The organism is Flavobacterium sp. (assembly GCF_047602195.1).
In the GTDB taxonomy this organism is placed as follows: domain Bacteria; phylum Bacteroidota; class Bacteroidia; order Flavobacteriales; family Flavobacteriaceae; genus Flavobacterium.
Genome location: NZ_JASGHW010000002.1, coordinates 348,676 through 364,578 on the forward strand (window position 1 = coordinate 348,676; position 15,903 = coordinate 364,578).

Below are 15,903 nucleotides of genomic sequence, written 5' to 3' on the forward strand. Positions count from 1 at the left end.
TTTATCAAATTTTATGTTTTTAGAACGGCAAATCGTCGTGTTCTTCTTCGTTGAAATTGCTCGCCGGCTCAAAGGTTTGTGCCGTTGGCATTGGCGGTGGCGCCTGTTGCACCGGGGCTTCGGCTTGCAGCTTCTCGACTCTCCAACCTTGGATGCTGTTGAAATATTTGGTTTCGCCTTGTGGATTGACCCATTCGCGGCCGCGCAAATTGATCGATACTTTTACGGCATCGCCCGGTTTGTAGCTGTTGAGCAGGTCGGTTTTGTCCTGCGTGAATTCGATCATGATGTGCTGCGGATATTGCTCGTCGGTGGTCACGACCAATTCGCGTTTCTTGAAACTGGCGCTCACCTGCTGTTCCGCATTGATTACTCTGATTTTTCCTGTAACTTCCATCTCTTTTTGTTTTACTATTATTATTTTGGTTTGGCAAGCAACACTTTCCAGGCGGAAAGCACGTCGTTGTTTTCTAAATATTCTTTGGCTTTTTGGTGTTTTTTGTGCTCGTCATCGGCACTCAACACGCCTTTTACGGCAAAATTCTCGTTTACAAATATAGCCACTTCCTCGCTTGTAGGCAATGCCTCGACGTTGCCCAGCATGCCCAGATCGTTGCCATTGAATACCGGGCTTTTCTTGATGAAATCGGGGATGTGGTCTACACCGATCCCGAGTGTGGTCAAAGGTTTTGGGACTTCGAACATGCCGGCGTTGGCACGCGAATACCAGTTGCCGCCCATCCTGGACACGAGGTCGATTTTGTGCTGGTCGATGTTGCCGTCGGCATCCAAGACCAATTCGGAAACGTGGACCTTAACCACTTCGCATATGACCAGGTTCCCGGCTCCGCCGTTTTCACCCAAGGCAATCACTTCGTTGACCTTGCATTCAAATTGTACCGGCGATTCGGCCACACGGTAAGGCTTGACCAAATCGGAAGGCAATTTCGTGAGTCCCGACTTGAGGAACTCATCGACGCCTTCGGCATATTCGGTGCTCGAAAGCGAAGCCTGTTGCACGATGTCGTAATTGACGACATTGATGACCACTTCACGCGTTTGCTTGACGTTTTCCAAGGTGTGCTTGGTGGTGTTGTCACGCACGCGGCGTGCGGGCGAAAAAACCAAAATCGGTGGGTTTGCACTAAAGACATTGAAGAAGCTGAACGGTGACAAATTGGGCTTTCCCGAAGCGCTTATTGTGCTCGCAAACGCGATGGGACGCGGCGCGACGGCACTTTGCAGGTAGGCGTGTAATTTGGCGGTAGGAACTTCTTTGGGGTCGATGGTAATCATAAACGTGCTTTGGACAAAAATAAAAAAACGGAACCACATCACGGAAGTTTGTTGTCAGGAGTTATTAACTAAATGAGACCATTAGACAATGAGACAATTAGTCAATTATCTCATTGTCTAATTGACTAATTGACTAATTCTTCGTTATCTTTAACCACCAAAATACATCTTATGCAATTTTCGGAGCGAAAAAACCTCACCCGCTGGATCCTCATTGCCGCGTCGTTTGTCATTGTGACGCTGATTCTTTGGAACACCTATACTTTTTTCCAGATTTTCAAAAACGAGGAACGCGTCAAGATGGAGCATTGGGCCGAGGCGCAGAAGACGTTGCTCAACGCCAACGAACACACCGATCTGGAGTTGCCGCTCAAGGTCATCAGCCACAATACCACGCTTCCGATCATCCAGACCGACGACAAGGATTCGATACTGAGCACGGCGAACATCGATGAGAAGATTGCCAAAAATGCCTCTGAGGCCAAAGCCTTGCTACAGAAACTCAAAAGGGAAAACGACCGCATCGCGGTGGAATATGTGCCGGGCAAATTCCAGTATTTGTATTACGGGAATTCGTCGCTGCTCAACAAACTCAAATACTATCCGATTGCACTGGTTTTGATTATTGTGCTGTTTGGTGCGCTCGTGTACAATTTTTACAAAAGCACCAAGATGGCGACGCAAAACCGCCTTTGGGCCGGAATGGCCAAGGAAACCGCACACCAGATCGGCACGCCTTTGTCGTCGCTTTTGGGGTGGATCGAAATCATGAAGGCCGACAATGTCGATGAAACTACGGTAACCGAAATCGAAAAAGACGTGGTGCGATTGCAGACGATTGCCGACCGCTTCTCGAAAATCGGGTCGGAGCCGTTGCTTGAAAAGACAGGACATCATTGCCGCGACGCAGGAATCGTATGATTATTTGCAGTCGCGTTTTTCGGGTCAGGTGCAATTTTCATTCAAAGGCCCGAAGAAACCGATTTATGTGTCGTTCAATGAAACCTTGCACAGTTGGACGATCGAGAATTTGGTCAAGAACGCCATCGATGCGATGAAAGGCAAGGGCAAACTCTCGGTGCAGATTGTAGACGACGGGCATTTCATCAAGATCAAGGTATCGGACACCGGAAAAGGCATTCCCAAAAACCAATTCAAAAGTGTGTTCGAACCCGGATTTACGACCAAGAAACGCGGCTGGGGTTTGGGATTGTCGCTGACCAAACGCATCGTCGAAGAATACCACAAAGGGAAAATCAAAGTGCTTACTTCGGAAGTCAACAAAGGCACGACGATGCAGGTATCGTTTAAAAAAGAGCCTAAAAAACCGAGTTAAAAAAGAGCCACGACCCAAGCCGTGGCGAATTGACGAAGCAATTCTCGAATTAAAAAATCAAATTCGTGAATTCGTGGCCAATAAAATTATAACAATTATAAATTCGCGGCAATTGCTTTGGCCAAACTTTCAAATTCTTCTTTTTCCAATTTGACTTTACGCTCAAAACGCATATCGTCCATGTCTTGTAGTGGAATCAGGTGGACGTGCACGTGCGGCACTTCGAGTCCGATGACCGCCACACCGATGCGTTTGCATTCGACGGTTTTTTCGAGCGCTTTGGCAATCTTGCGCGAGAAGGTCATCAGTGCCAAATAATGGTCTTCCTCCATGTCGAAAATCTTGTTGATTTCCTGTTTCGGGACACAAAGCGTATGCCCTTTGGCATTCGGGTTGACGTCGAGAAAAGCGATGAAGCGATCATCCTCGGCCACTTTGTAGCTTGGAATTTCGCCGTTGATGATTTTGGTGAAGATGGAACTCATTTGGATTGTCAGATTTTAGATCATCAGATTTTCAGACATTAGTCTCTTGAAACTTCAAGTACTTCAAACTTGAGCGTACCATTCGGCACGGTGATTTCGGCGACTTCGCCTACCGATTTGCCGAGCAATCCTTTCCCGATTGGGGAAGTCACCGAGATTTTCCCGGTCTTGAGGTCGGCTTCGCTTTCGGCCACCAAGGTGTATTTCATTTCCATGCCGTTTGCCTGATTTTTGATCTTGACATTCGACAACACCAAAACCTTCGAAGTATCGAGTTGTGATTCGTCAATCAGACGGGCATTGGCGTAAACTTCTTCGAGTTTTCCGATGCGCATTTCGAGCAAGCCCTGCGCCTCTTTGGCGGCATCATATTCTGCATTTTCAGACAGGTCGCCTTTGTCGCGTGCATCGGCTATATCCTGCGACGCTTTAGGTCGCGCAACGTTCTTTAAATAATCGAGTTCTTCCTTTAATTTCTTTAGTCCTTCCGCGGTGTAATAAGATACTGCACTCATAATTCTGTCATTTATATAAATAGAAAAAATCCCATCTCGACGGGATTTCCTTTTTGCAAAGATATATTTTTATTTAAGGCTATAATTATATGTTAATCATAACGAACCCAAAGGTAAATAATTTAAATTTGTTTCCATCATGCTTTTAATAAATATTTAGAATGAAAAAAGCCCTTTGCCTATTGCTGTTGCCGCTGCTTTTTGCCTGCGATAAAGATTCCGACAGAAGAAACGTAAATCCTTTCCTACCGGAATACTCTTTCTCGGTCTCGATCAACCGAAACCTGCCACAGTACCAGGGTCTCAATTCTCCGTTGAATCCTGTTCCCGTAGACATCGATGGCGCCGGGATTTCGGGGCTTATTGTCATGAAAATTTCCGATACCGATTACCGTGCCTGGGAAGCCGCCTGTCCGAACCAATATCCGCAAGCCTGTTCGAGAATGACGATCAAAAACAACACGACCTCCAAATGCTCGTGCGAGAATTTCGAGTACAGCCTGTTGACCGGTGTGGGAGGAGGCAGTTATACGATGAAGCCGTACCGTTATGAAATCCAGGGTGAGGTTTTGCGCATCTACAATTAAAAAATCCCGATGGCAAACCATCGGGACTTTCGTTGAACTAAAATAAAATAATCTAAAATTTCAGTGTCAATCCCAGCAGGAAATTGATTCCGGCCTGTGGGTAATAATACACATAACCCCCGCCATAATCGGCGCCGTTTGACACGTATTCTTTATCGAAAACATTGTTGACCAATCCCGAGAACACGAGCGATTTGAAAATCGTCTTGGTTTTGAGTTCGTAGGACACGTTCAAATCATTGATGTAATAAGACGGCAATTGCGTTTCCTTTTGTTCGTCGTTGTTCAAATATTGCTCGCCCACGTATTTGTGCAGCCATGAAATCTGCAAGTCTTGAAGCGGCTGGTACGTAATCATCCCGCCGCCGATGACAGAAGGCGAAAATGCAATTTCATTGCCGCTGAAGCTGTCGCCGTCGCGAACTACGTTTGAACTGTACGTTACATTGGCTTGCAAGCCGAGTTTGGCAATCGGCTGCCACATCGCTTCGGCTTCTACTCCCAAACGGTAACTTTTCTCGGCATTCTTGCGGATGTAATTGCCCACGTCGTCCAAACCGCCGGTCAAGATGAGCTGGTCTTTGTAGGCCATGTAATAACCGTTCAAATTCCATTTGATCTTGCCCGCATCGTGGCGCCATCCGAGTTCGTAATCATCGAGTTTTTCCGGTTCCGGATTGCCATTCTCATAATCGGTGCGGTTGGGTTCGCGGTTGGCCTTGGCGTAGGAAAAGTAAAAGTTGTTTTGGGCATCAAGGGTAAAGGTGATTCCGGCTTTCGGGTTGAAGAATTTGAAGACATCATCGGCAAATTCGGCTTGCACACCATCGGCTTTGTAGCTCACGCGACGGTATTGCAGATCGGCAAAAAGGCTGAACTTTTCGGTGATTTTGTAATTGCCCTTGGCGAAAATATTGCCATCGATCTTGGTTGCTTCGTCATCGTAATAATGGTCGCCCAATTCACCCGAAACCGAACGCGCCCAAATGACCTTGCCAAAGTGGTCGCCTTCATATTTGTTCCAGCCGCCGCCCAAGACAATATCGAATTTCTCTTTCTTGTAGTCGACCGAAAAAGTCGTTCCGTAAAAATCATTGTCGAGCCATTTCTGGCGGATCAGATCGGTGGCGGGAATCGTCAGGTTACCGTCTTCGTCCTCGAGGAATTCGGTCGGGTTGATGCCCGGATAACCGTCGACGGTTTCGTTTTCCTTGTAGTTTTCGTAATAACCTTTGCCTTTGGTGTAATGCAAAGCGAGATTCGTGCTCCACGCAGCCGAAATCTTTTCGTTCCAGTGCAACTGATAATGGTCTTGTTGGTAATTGTCGGTTTCGTTGTCGTAGAAACGCGCATTGCCAAACGCATCGGTGAACGCGCCAGACGAATTGTATGTGCGGTCTGTTTGGAGCTTTTCAGCATCGATGCCGTTCCAGGATTGGTAGGTGCGTTCGGTTCCGCCAAAAACCAAGGCTTTGATCAACGTGGTTTTGCCGACGTAAGTGCCTTGAAGGAAATACGATTTCAAATCGGTTTCGGCGCGGTCGATGTAACCGTCGGAAGCCAGATTCGACAAGCGGCCCGCGATTTCAAAATGGTCGTTGAGCAAACCCGAACCCACTTTGACCGTGTGTTTTCTCGTATTGAAACTCCCGAACGAATTCGAGATTTCGCCATACGCCTTTTCCGAATACGAATCGGTGAGCATGTTGAGGCTCGCGCCGAAAGCACCCGCGCCATTGGTGGAAGTTCCCACGCCGCGTTGCAATTGCAAACTCGACACCGACGAGGCAAAATCGGGCATGTTGACCCAAAAAGTCCCGTGGCTTTCCGAATCGTTGTACGGCACACCGTTGATGGTCACGTTGACGCGCGTGGCGTCGCTACCGCGGACACGGATACCGGTGTAACCGATTCCATTTCCCGCATCGGAAGTCGTGACGACCGAGGGCATAAAGTTCATTAAAATAGGAATGTCCTGCCCGAGATTGCGTTTTTCGAATTCCTCTTTCTTGAGGTTCGAAAAACTGACCGGCGTTTTCGAATTGGCACGCACGGCAGAAACCAAAACCTCGTCAATTTTGTTGACTTTGGTGGTGTCGGTGGTTTTTTCCTGCGAAAAACCAGTCGTAGCAGTGAGCAGGATGGCGGTAACGGCGGCCGCGTGAAGGATTGAGGCAAAGTACCGTGTACTGCCGAAAGCCTGGCCCGCAGGGACACGCCCAAATGTTTTGAATAAAAATTTCATTCGTAAAGTTGTTTACGAATAAAAGGGGTAATTATTCTTGGTTAAAAATTAAATATGATTTTGCCTTGCTTCTGCCGGTGCGCATCCGGTTTGGCTCAGCGATTTCCTTGGCAGCATTACCCGCCCAGGTTCTATGGGTATAATCTCAGCCCTTGGTAGAGCACCCCTTTGAGACGGCGCAAAGTTAATTAAGATTTTTGGATTATCAGATTTTCGGATTGTCAGATTTCAGAAAAATTTCAATTCACGTCTGGCTTTCTGCGTGATTGCTTGATTTCCGACTGGTTGCGTTTGGCCTTGATGCGTTTTTCGATGACCGAACGCGGTACTTTGGTCGCTTTGCGTTTTTTGGGAATGACGAGCGCCTTTTGGATCATTTCGAGGAAACGCTGGGTCACGATCGCTTTGTTTTTGAGTTGGCTGCGGTCGTCATCGGCGTTGAGAATGAGAATATTTTCGTTGGTTAAGCGTGTTGCCAGATTTTTGAGCAGAAGCGCTTTTTCTTCATCGGACAAACTTTGCGAGGCGTTCACATCAAAATTCAAGATCACCTTGGACGAAACCTTGTTGACGTTCTGTCCGCCTGCCCCACCCGAGCGCACGGCTTTGTAGCTGACTTCCGTTAAGATTTTGTCGGCGTCCATTATTGCGGCTGGTGGGCGAATTTGAGCAAATCATTGACTGTTTTGACCGGGTTGAAGGTCATGAGCGGCACTTCGACAAAAATCGTAATCCATTTGGCCATCGCACCGTTCCACAATCCGGGCAATTCATACGCCTTGATGTCTTTGCCGTTTTTGGTTTTCTGGACGATAAAGCCGCTTTTTGGGTCTACGAATTGACGCAAATCGAAAGGTTCGCCTTTGTAATTGCGCGTCGCACAAACCAGATCGACCGGGTTGAAATGGGTCGAGCTGGCCAAAATGGCCGCCTGTTCAGGATTGTTCTGATCGATTTGCGAGGCTTCGACGATCTGCAGCGAAATATTGCCCTTGAGGTCGCGTACCCAAAATGGGCCGCCGCCGGGTTCGCCTTCGTTCTTGACCATGCCGCACACACGGATCGGTCGGTTCAGGATTTCGCGGATGTATTCGATTTTGTATTCGAGCGCATACTTGGTAAAATCTTCAATCACCGAAATGTTGAGCTTGGTTTGGGCAAATGCGATGATGGCGTCGATGTCCTCGGCCTTGATTTCGCCTTTTTCGATCTGTTTCAAATACTCGAAAACCTTTTGCTGCAATTCGGTCAGCACGCCCGCCAAAGCCTTCTTGTAAAGTGCGATGCTTTCGATGTGGTTCTGGATGACGTTGTCGATGTTCTTGATGAACACGATGTCGGCGTCAAGGTTATTGAGGTTCTCGATCAGCGCGCCGTGTCCGCCCGGACGGAAAAACAATCGGCCGTCGTCAAAACGGAACGGTCGGTTTTCAAGATCGACGGCAATGGTATCGGTTCCTTTTTTCTGGTAGGTGTAGTCGATGCTGATGCGGGTTCCCGATTGCTTTTCGACTTTTTCCTTTACATTCTCGATGATTTTTTCGAATTGCAACTGGTGCGTTTCCGAAATCGTGAAATGCAAATGCGAATGCCCGTTGGAACTCGCGTAGAAAGCACTTTCGTTCAAATGCTCCTCAATCGGTGTGGCGGTGTGCGTGGTGTATTTGTGGAACGGCAAAATCCCTTTGGGTTTGTTGCAGAAATCGAAATACTGTCCCGAAAGCATCATCGTGATGAACATGTAATTCTTGCGGTCGCTCTCCCAGGAATTGAATTTGGGATGCACCTCTCGCAATTTCTGGTCGACTTTTTCAAAAAATGGAAACTTTTCCATACCGGCCAGGAACACGGTCAGGTTGCTTGCGTTTTTGTGGTTGATGTAGGCGTTGATCGTTTCATTCTCGATGTCGAAATCGTTGAGGAATTCGCTCAGGAATTTGAACATACGGCTTGCCGCACCCGAAGCAGGCACGAATTTCATCAATTTAAGGTTCGATTTGCGCGTGTCGAAATCGCGGGCGTATTGTTCGAATTCGGTCTCAGAAAGTTTGAGGATTCCGTCGTTTTTGGTCGCGGCGCGTTCGAGAATCGATTTGGCGATGCCCGATTTGAAAATGTCGAGTTGTTTCCTGATCGCGTCGATTTGCACATCGTGGTTGTACATCTGCACGAAATCATAGGACGAAAAGCCCATTTCCTTGTTGCGCACCAAATCGTTGATGATGGTAATCGCCTTTTGCAGCCGCGTTTCCGGATTGCCCGAAAGCGTAATGTAGGGTTTGTTGTTCTCGATCAGGGCCGATTTGAACTTGTCGAACATGTAGCCGCGGTCATCGGGGCGGTCGCGCAAGTCGTCCTTCTCCCACGGCACATCGATGTCGGTCAGGAAAAACAAATCGTACTTGTGCTTGCGCGCGGCCTTGTCGAGGATCGGGTCGCAGAAATTGTAATAGATTTCCGAATAGACTTTGGTGACCATCAAACAGGTATCGGAAAAGATGAATCTGTTGGCGGTTAACAGCGCGTCATTTTCGAGTTGGGTTTGCCCGATGGCAATCGGCATCAGGTCTTCGGGTTCACAGATTGCACCGGCATCATCGAATTTCTGTTGCAGGTAATCGCGTGCAAATTCGGGTGCCCAGACCGTTTCGAAATGATCGGCGAGCTGTTTGGCCAGCGTGGTTTTTCCGGTACTTTCTGGACCGTATATCGCAATCCTTAGGGTATCTGTAGGTTGCTGTTTAAGATTTTCCTCCATTCTATGTAAGCCAAAATGGCCAGTATTGTAAAAGCGATGTATTCGACCGCCAAAATCCCGTAACCTCGGTAGGCGTACAACGGGACGGCTATCAAATCGCCAATAATCCACAAGGTCCAGTTCTCGATTTTCTTGAGCGCCATAAACCACATGGCCGTGAAAAACAAGCCTGAGACAAAGATGTCAATATAATTGTCGGTTTTGATTTCGTAACCAAAAACCTTATAAATCGCGAAAATTACGATAATTGTGAAAAGAAACACGCCGATTCCTGTTAATTTTTCAACAGTATTGGTCCGCGAGACCTGAACGATGGGACTGCCGTCTTTCTTTTTCGCCCACAGGTACCAGCCGTAAATGCTCATGACCGAATAATAGAAATTGACGACCATGTCACCGATGTAATTCGTGCGGTAAAACAAATACACCGTAATCGTCGTCGCGATGAGACCGGTCGGGTAAACCAGGATGTTTTCCTTTTTCGCATAATACACGCTCGCGATCCCAAAGAAAAAAGTAATCGCTTCGAGAACAATCACCAGCCAAGGCGTGTCTTTGTACGAGGCAAGGAAAAAATCGATCATAACCGGTCGCCTTTGATGAATTTCATCGTGAAGACTGCCATTTCCTCGGTGAGGAAGGTTTCTTTCATCGCGTTTTTGATCAGATCCATCACGGCATCGTAATCGCCATAGATTTGGGTCGAAAGCGGATTTTCGAGCACCGTAAAAGGGGATTCCTTGAGCTTTTCGATGAACGCAATAATGGGTTTTTCGTAATTTTTATCGAGCGGATACAGGCTGATGTCGACGGATACTTTCATGTAGGTTGTGTTTGATGTAAATTTATTCGAAGAAATGCATGTCGTTTTCAAAAGCGGTCCCGATGACGACCAAATCGGCGCCCGAGTCGTGCGCGGCTTGGATCCCGGTTTTGTTTCGGATGCCGCCGCCAACGATGAGCGGAACGTCGGTGTTTTTAGAAACGGCCGTGATGATTTCCAAAGGTACGGCCAAATCGGCACCACTACCGGCTTCGAGGTAAATCAATTTTTTGCCGAGCATCTCGCCGGCCTGCGCGGTCGCGACCACTTTTTCGATATTGGTGCGGCTCAGCGGTTTGGTCTGGCTGACTTTCTCTACCGCGGTCGGATTGCCGCCTTCGATCAAAATGTAACCCGTCGGGATGATTTCGAGTCGGGATTTTTTGAGTATCGGCGCGGCCTTGACCTGGTGTTCGATCAGGAAATCGGGGTTTCTTCCCGAAATCAGCGACAGGAATAAAATTCCATCGGCTTCGTGCGAAATCTGCGACGGATTTCCGGGAAACAAAACGATTGGCAATCGACAACCTTTTTTTATTTCGGAAATGAGCTTGTCAATGTCGTTGCTCGTCACGTGGCTTCCGCCGATGAGAATATGCGTCGCAGGCGACAGGTTGATTTTTGCAATCATCTGGTCGAGCGATTCCCACACAATTTTGTCGGGGTCGAGCAAGATGGCAAGCAGTTTACGGCTTTGTGCTTTCGCCGTTAAAATCTCATCGTAAATAGGGTGCACTTGTAGTCTCATCGGACGCAAATATACGGCAAAGAATCGGGTAGATGATCGATGACGCGAAATGGATAAAAAATCCCAAACTCGTTTTAGAATTTGGGATTAGCGGTTTTGGAGGAAATCCTTATTGGAGCATCAGCTTCTTGGAATACGACTCCTGGCCAATGCGGATATTGAGAAGGTACATTCCTTTAGGGAAACCCGAAAGATCGATGGTATTGCCAGCCGTTTGCTGTAATATTGTCCTACCGGCGAGATCGATTACTTCCAGATCCATCGCTTCGGCTGCGGTTTCCGTCTCGACATGAAACTGCCCGTTCGATGGGTTCGGATAAACGGCAATGCCATCTGCGTTAGTGTCAAAATGATTGGTTTGCAAAACACCTGTATTCAAAAACACTTTCCAATAACGGTTGCTGCCTGAACCAAAAGCAATCGCCTGGTTCGAAAATTGGGCAAATTCCACCGATTCGGCGGTGACCACCAGATCGGGTTTGTTGTCGTTGTTCATATCGAGGACACTCCAGGTCTGGTTGCCCACTTCACCTCCCGTTGTGGAATAAGCCAGCGCATCGTAGCCGTATTCGATGGTCGAATAGCTGTGCCCACCTTGCGGAATGGACCAATTGCCCGAAGTCGTGTTGAATCCGCTGCCATTGTTCAGGAATATTTTCCAATAACGGTTGCTGCCCGTGCCAAAAGCGGTGGCTTGGTTCGAGAAGCCGGCAATTGCCTTCCGCTCTGCGGTGACCACCAAATCGGGTTTGTTGTCGTTGTTCATGTCGATGACACTCCAGCTCTGGTCGCCGATGGTGCCTTCCGCCGAAGCAGCAAGCGCGTCGTAGCCATAATCGATCGTCGAATAAGTATGACCGCCTTGTGGAATCGTCCAATTGCTCGAGGTGGTATTGAATCCGCTGCCGGTATTCAGGAATACTTTCCAATAACGGTTGCTTCCGGTGCCGAATGCGGTGGCCTGGTTTGAAAATCCGGCAAATGCTTTTCTTTCTGCGGTGACCACCAAATCGGGCTTGTTGTCGTTGTTCATGTCGATGACACTCCAAGTCTGGTCGCCGATGGTGCCTTCTGCCGAAGCGCCAAGCGCGTCGTAGCCGTAATCGATCGTCGAATAAGTGTGTCCGCCTTGTGGAACCGGCCAATTGGTCGATGTGGTGTTGAACCCGCTGCCGGTGTTCAAATATACTTTCCAATAACGGCTGCTTCCGCTGCCGAAAGCAATGGCTTGGTTCGAAAATTGGGCAAATTCTACGGTTTGTGCGGTAACCACCAAGTCGGGTTTGCCATCACCGTTGATGTCCATGACGCTCCAGGTTTGGTCTCCCAAAGTACCGCCTGCAGAATCGGCAAGCGCATCGTATCCATAATTGATCGTCGAATAAGTGTGCCCGCCCTGCGGGATCGTCCAGTTGGTCGGCGTCGTATTGAACCCGCTGCCGGTGTTCCAATACACTTTCCAATAGCGGTTGCTTCCGCTGCCGAAAGCGATGGCTTGGTTCGAAAATTGGGCGAATTCTACGGTTTCGGCGGTGACCACGAGATCGGGTTTATTGTCGTTGTTCATGTCGATGACGCTCCAGGTCTGGTCTCCGACAGTGCCCTCCGGCGTACCATACAACGCATCATAGCCGTAATTGATGGTCGAATACGTGTGTCCGCCTTGTGGAATGGGCCAATTGGTCGGGGTCGTGCTGTACCCGCTGCCGTTGTTCAGATACACTTTCCAATAGCGATTGCTTCCCGTACCAAAAGCGATGGCTTGGTTCGAAAACTGTTCGAATTCTACGGTTTCGGCGGTAACCACCAAATCGGGTCTGCCATCACCGTTCATGTCCATGACACTCCAGGTTTGGTCTCCGACGGTTCCTCCCGGTGAATAATCGGCAAGCGCGTCGTATCCGTAATTGATCGTGGAATAGGTATGCCCCCCTTGTGGAATGGTCCAATTGGTTGGCGTATTGCCGAAACCTTGGGAAAACAAATGGCCTACAGAAAGGCATGCCATCAAAGACAAAGTAATTTTAAATTTCATATTAGGGTAAATGGATTAATGTTCGCTTAAAAAATTCGGCCAAGATAATGCTTTGCGGAATAATAAAAAGATCAACCGGCGTTAAAAGATCCGATGAATGCTTTTTTAACCGAAACAAAAATAAAAGAAACCCCAAAAAGCATTTTAAAGAATGTACCAACGTTCGATTCCAAAGGATATTCGTCCGGACCAAGCGGATAAACGTTTGCCACAGCAATCCTATCGGTTGGTTTGTTCAATGGCGTAAACCAATGTGAAGTTTTCGACTTCCTCGAAGTAAACCGAGAAATCAGCCGTGGTTTGGTTGAAACTCAGGATAGCATTGGCTTTTCCGTCGCCAATTTCAAACGGAACCAAGGCGATGTGGTCCTTGAAACTGATACCGATTTCGTTGCGGATTTTAAAAATCGCTTCCTTGGTTCCCCAGATCACGGTCAGTTTGGGGATGTAATCGGCGTCTTCACGGTCGAGATAGGTTTCCTCGAGCGGCGCGGTGAATTTATCGGCGATGATGCGGATTTTCTCGCGTTGCTTTTCCAGGTCGATCCCGATGTTGGTGTCGCTGAGCACAATGGCCGAGAATTCATGCGAATGGGTAATGGAGATGTGTTTGCCGTCGTGCAGGTGCGGCTTGCCGGTTTCGTCATAATACAGGTCGAAGTCGGAGTAGCCGTTGTACTCGAGCAATTTGCGTACGCTCAGAAAACCGCGGCGGTGCATCTCGGATTTCATGTTTTGAAGCCTTTGCTGGTTTTTTTCGTTGAGCGTGACTTCGGACAACAATTGCTGTTCGGTCTCAAGGATTTTCCAGAGGTAGATTTGGATGTTTTCGCTGTGGCGTATGATGTGGTGTAATGGCATGAGAAAAATGAGTCAATGAGAAAATTAGGAAATTAGAAAATGCAAATCGCTTTGATTTAAATTCCGCCACTAAATAGATAATCATTCGACTTCAATTACTTACAAATTATCTAATTGACTTATTTTCTAATTTTCTAATCAATTAATTAAAAAGGAAATCCGTAAATTTGCGCCACATTTTTATGACTAATACAAATATACGATAATGAGTACAACGACAATGCCTTTCGTGGCGTACAAAGTAAAAGACATTTCCCTGGCGGCTTGGGGAAGAAAAGAAATTGAATTGGCCGAAGCTGAAATGCCAGGACTCATGGCGCTTCGTGCCGAATATGGCGCTTCGCAACCGCTCAAAGGCGCACGCATCGCAGGTTGCTTGCACATGACGATCCAGACGGCGGTTTTGATCGAGACACTGATCGCTTTGGGCGCCGAGGTGACTTGGTCTTCTTGCAACATTTTCTCTACACAAGACCAGGCTGCTGCTGCGATTGCTGCTGCTGGCATTCAAGTTTACGCTTGGAAAGGTCTCGATGAGGAATCATTCGACTGGTGTATCGAGCAAACTTTGTTCTTTGGTGAAGACCGCAAACCTTTGAACATGATCTTGGACGACGGTGGCGATTTGACCAACATGGTGTTCGACCGTTACCCGGAACTCGTTCCAGGCATCAAAGGATTGTCCGAAGAAACGACTACTGGTGTTCACCGTTTGTACGAAAGAATGAAAAACGGCACTTTGGTGATGCCGGCGATCAACGTCAACGATTCAGTGACCAAGTCGAAATTCGACAACAAATACGGTTGTAAAGAATCAGCGGTAGACGCGATCCGTCGTGCAACCGATGTGATGCTCGCTGGTAAAAGAGTGGTCGTTTGCGGATACGGTGACGTAGGAAAAGGAACTGCGGCTTCTTTCCGTGGCGCTGGATCAATCGTTACGGTAACTGAAATCGACCCGATCTGTGCATTGCAGGCTGCTATGGACGGATTCGAAGTCAAAAAATTGAACACGGTTGTCGGAAACGCTGATATCATCATCACCACGACAGGAAACAAAGACATCGTTTTGGGCTCGCACTTCGAGCAGATGAAAGACAAGGCGATTGTTTGTAACATCGGTCACTTTGACAATGAAATCGACATGGCTTGGCTCAACAAAAACCACGGCGCTTCTAAAATCGAGATCAAACCACAGGTGGACAAATATACCATCGCCGGCAAAGACATCATCATCTTGGCCGAAGGCCGTTTGGTGAACTTGGGTTGTGCGACAGGACACCCATCTTTTGTGATGTCGAACTCGTTCACGAACCAGACTTTGGCGCAAATCGAATTGTGGAACAACAGCGCGAACTACAAAAATGAGGTGTACATGTTGCCGAAACACCTCGATGAAAAAGTAGCGGCTTTGCACTTGGCAAAATTGGGCGTCGAGCTCGAAACTTTGCGCGAAGACCAGGCAGAATACATCGGTGTGACGGTTGAAGGTCCGTTTAAGCCGGAGTATTACAGATACTAAGATTAAATTCTTTTGATATTAAAAACCCTTGCAATTCTGTAAGGGTTTTTTATTGGAATTTACTTAACTTTAATCCAATCATAAAATCACAAACCATGAACACGAATATCAAAAATGTCGCGCTGGCCTTTTTCGGCGCGTTGGCCCTCACCGCCTGCAAAAAAGAAACCGTCGAAACCACGACCACCGACCAGGTCGATGGCGATACCGTAGTAACGACCACCACAACGACCGAAACCCACGGGATCGCCGTCGAATCGGATTCGCTCAAGGCCAAATGGGAAAAAGCCAAACAGGACGTCAAGGATGCCGTAGCCAAAGGCGACAAGAAGGCGCAGGAAGCGGCCCAGAAAACCGCCGATGAAGCCGAAGCGGCCTGGAACAAAGTAAAAACCAACGTCAAGGAAGACGCCGCCGCGACCAAGGAAAAACTCAACGAAGCCAAGGAAGACCTCAAGGAAAACTACAATGAGGCGCTCGAAAAGGCCAAAGCCAAATAAAAGTCAACTGTTTTTTTGGAAGCCACGAATTCACGAATTTAAAAATGAAAATTCGTGAATTCGTGGCCTTTTATTTTTACTTATATTTACACAACACATTGTATAACTACCATCCGAAGCGAATACAGCTCATTCGGTTTGCACAAATGCAAAGCCGAATGGTATGGGGACGCAGCGGAATAAAACCAACTA

Annotated in this window: 15 protein-coding genes and 1 pseudogene; 4 read left to right on the forward strand and 12 right to left on the reverse strand. The window is 47.7% G+C overall.

The window, feature by feature from the left end; genetic code table 11:
* Positions 1–19: 19 nt before the first annotated feature.
* Positions 20–397 carry a DUF3127 domain-containing protein gene (locus QM717_RS02515; protein ID WP_415034510.1) on the reverse strand — a complete coding sequence of 126 codons (378 nt, stop codon included), beginning with the start codon at positions 395–397 and terminating at the stop codon, positions 20–22.
* Between the two features lie 20 nt (positions 398–417).
* On the reverse strand, positions 418–1,296 hold the full coding sequence (locus QM717_RS02520; RefSeq protein WP_415034512.1) for a flavin reductase family protein: 879 nt from the start codon (positions 1,294–1,296) through the stop codon (positions 418–420).
* A 171-nt stretch (positions 1,297–1,467) separates the two neighbouring features.
* Here QM717_RS02520 and QM717_RS02525 point away from each other — a divergent pair.
* A pseudogene (locus QM717_RS02525) lies at positions 1,468–2,632 on the forward strand (sensor histidine kinase).
* Positions 2,633–2,727: 95 nt separating this feature from the next.
* Here the strand turns inward: QM717_RS02525 and QM717_RS02530 are convergent.
* On the reverse strand, positions 2,728–3,117 hold the full coding sequence (locus tag QM717_RS02530) for an HIT family protein (protein WP_415034514.1): 390 nt from the start codon (positions 3,115–3,117) through the stop codon (positions 2,728–2,730).
* Positions 3,118–3,155: 38 nt separating this feature from the next.
* On the reverse strand, positions 3,156–3,632 hold the full coding sequence (gene greA, locus QM717_RS02535) for a transcription elongation factor GreA (protein WP_415034516.1): 477 nt from the start codon (positions 3,630–3,632) through the stop codon (positions 3,156–3,158).
* Between the two features lie 161 nt (positions 3,633–3,793).
* Between greA and QM717_RS02540 the strand changes: the two genes are divergently transcribed.
* The gene (locus QM717_RS02540) at positions 3,794–4,219 is read left to right on the forward strand and encodes a hypothetical protein (RefSeq protein WP_415034518.1); all 426 of its coding nucleotides are present in this window, start codon (positions 3,794–3,796) and stop codon (positions 4,217–4,219) included.
* Positions 4,220–4,271: 52 nt separating this feature from the next.
* Here the strand turns inward: QM717_RS02540 and QM717_RS02545 are convergent, their stop codons facing one another.
* The 8 genes from QM717_RS02545 to QM717_RS02580 form a co-directional block, all read right to left on the reverse strand.
* Positions 4,272–6,464 (reverse strand): TonB-dependent receptor, encoded by a 2,193-nt coding sequence (locus QM717_RS02545; protein ID WP_415034520.1) that lies wholly within the window; start codon positions 6,462–6,464, stop codon positions 4,272–4,274.
* 239 nt (positions 6,465–6,703) lie between these two features.
* Positions 6,704–7,108, reverse strand: a complete 405-nt coding sequence (arfB, locus tag QM717_RS02550) for an alternative ribosome rescue aminoacyl-tRNA hydrolase ArfB (RefSeq protein WP_415034522.1) — start codon at positions 7,106–7,108, stop codon at positions 6,704–6,706.
* Positions 7,108–9,222, reverse strand: coding sequence for a DUF4301 family protein (locus QM717_RS02555; RefSeq protein WP_415034524.1), 2,115 nt, complete (start codon positions 9,220–9,222; stop codon positions 7,108–7,110). The genes arfB and QM717_RS02555 overlap by 1 nt, the downstream gene beginning before the upstream one ends.
* Positions 9,183–9,806, reverse strand: a complete 624-nt coding sequence (pnuC, locus tag QM717_RS02560) for a nicotinamide riboside transporter PnuC (RefSeq protein WP_415034526.1) — start codon at positions 9,804–9,806, stop codon at positions 9,183–9,185. The genes QM717_RS02555 and pnuC overlap by 40 nt, the downstream gene beginning before the upstream one ends.
* Positions 9,803–10,045: a YkoF family thiamine/hydroxymethylpyrimidine-binding protein gene (locus tag QM717_RS02565; protein WP_415034528.1), complete on the reverse strand. Its 243-nt coding sequence runs from the start codon at positions 10,043–10,045 to the stop codon at positions 9,803–9,805. Before QM717_RS02565 ends, pnuC begins: the two co-directional genes overlap by 4 nt.
* 22 nt (positions 10,046–10,067) lie before the next feature.
* Positions 10,068–10,793, reverse strand: coding sequence for a geranylgeranylglyceryl/heptaprenylglyceryl phosphate synthase (locus QM717_RS02570; protein ID WP_415034530.1), 726 nt, complete (start codon positions 10,791–10,793; stop codon positions 10,068–10,070).
* A gap of 109 nt (positions 10,794–10,902) precedes the next feature.
* Complete coding sequence (locus tag QM717_RS02575; protein WP_415034532.1) at positions 10,903–12,828, reverse strand: T9SS type A sorting domain-containing protein; 1,926 nt, start codon at positions 12,826–12,828, stop codon at positions 10,903–10,905.
* Positions 12,829–13,047: 219 nt separating this feature from the next.
* Positions 13,048–13,689 carry a 4'-phosphopantetheinyl transferase family protein gene (locus QM717_RS02580; RefSeq protein WP_415034534.1) on the reverse strand — a complete coding sequence of 214 codons (642 nt, stop codon included), beginning with the start codon at positions 13,687–13,689 and terminating at the stop codon, positions 13,048–13,050.
* Between the two features lie 205 nt (positions 13,690–13,894).
* On the opposite strand from QM717_RS02580, the gene ahcY reads away from it, so the two are divergent.
* Positions 13,895–15,211, forward strand: a complete 1,317-nt coding sequence (gene ahcY / locus QM717_RS02585; protein WP_415034536.1) for an adenosylhomocysteinase — start codon at positions 13,895–13,897, stop codon at positions 15,209–15,211.
* Positions 15,212–15,306: 95 nt separating this feature from the next.
* Complete coding sequence (locus QM717_RS02590; RefSeq protein ID WP_415034538.1) at positions 15,307–15,711, forward strand: hypothetical protein; 405 nt, start codon at positions 15,307–15,309, stop codon at positions 15,709–15,711.
* Positions 15,712–15,903: the final 192 nt, after the last annotated feature.

Bases quoted from the DNA above. Each gene is read 5' to 3' on its own strand.
- QM717_RS02530 (WP_415034514.1), bottom strand. From the start codon at position 3,117: ATGAGTTCCATCTTCACCAAAATCATCAACGGCGAAATTCCAAGCTAC.
- ahcY (WP_415034536.1), top strand. From the start codon at position 13,895: ATGAGTACAACGACAATGCCTTTCGTGGCGTACAAAGTAAAAGACATT.
- QM717_RS02520 (WP_415034512.1), bottom strand. From the start codon at position 1,296: ATGATTACCATCGACCCCAAAGAAGTTCCTACCGCCAAATTACACGCC.
- QM717_RS02515 (WP_415034510.1), bottom strand. From the start codon at position 397: ATGGAAGTTACAGGAAAAATCAGAGTAATCAATGCGGAACAGCAGGTG.
- QM717_RS02540 (WP_415034518.1), top strand. From the start codon at position 3,794: ATGAAAAAAGCCCTTTGCCTATTGCTGTTGCCGCTGCTTTTTGCCTGC.
- QM717_RS02590 (WP_415034538.1), top strand. From the start codon at position 15,307: ATGAACACGAATATCAAAAATGTCGCGCTGGCCTTTTTCGGCGCGTTG.
- arfB (WP_415034522.1), bottom strand. From the start codon at position 7,108: ATGGACGCCGACAAAATCTTAACGGAAGTCAGCTACAAAGCCGTGCGC.
- greA (WP_415034516.1), bottom strand. From the start codon at position 3,632: ATGAGTGCAGTATCTTATTACACCGCGGAAGGACTAAAGAAATTAAAG.
- QM717_RS02570 (WP_415034530.1), bottom strand. From the start codon at position 10,793: ATGAGACTACAAGTGCACCCTATTTACGATGAGATTTTAACGGCGAAA.
- QM717_RS02545 (WP_415034520.1), bottom strand. From the start codon at position 6,464: ATGAAATTTTTATTCAAAACATTTGGGCGTGTCCCTGCGGGCCAGGCT.
- pnuC (WP_415034526.1), bottom strand. From the start codon at position 9,806: ATGATCGATTTTTTCCTTGCCTCGTACAAAGACACGCCTTGGCTGGTG.
- QM717_RS02565 (WP_415034528.1), bottom strand. From the start codon at position 10,045: ATGAAAGTATCCGTCGACATCAGCCTGTATCCGCTCGATAAAAATTAC.
- QM717_RS02575 (WP_415034532.1), bottom strand. From the start codon at position 12,828: ATGAAATTTAAAATTACTTTGTCTTTGATGGCATGCCTTTCTGTAGGC.
- QM717_RS02555 (WP_415034524.1), bottom strand. From the start codon at position 9,222: ATGGAGGAAAATCTTAAACAGCAACCTACAGATACCCTAAGGATTGCG.
- QM717_RS02580 (WP_415034534.1), bottom strand. From the start codon at position 13,689: ATGCCATTACACCACATCATACGCCACAGCGAAAACATCCAAATCTAC.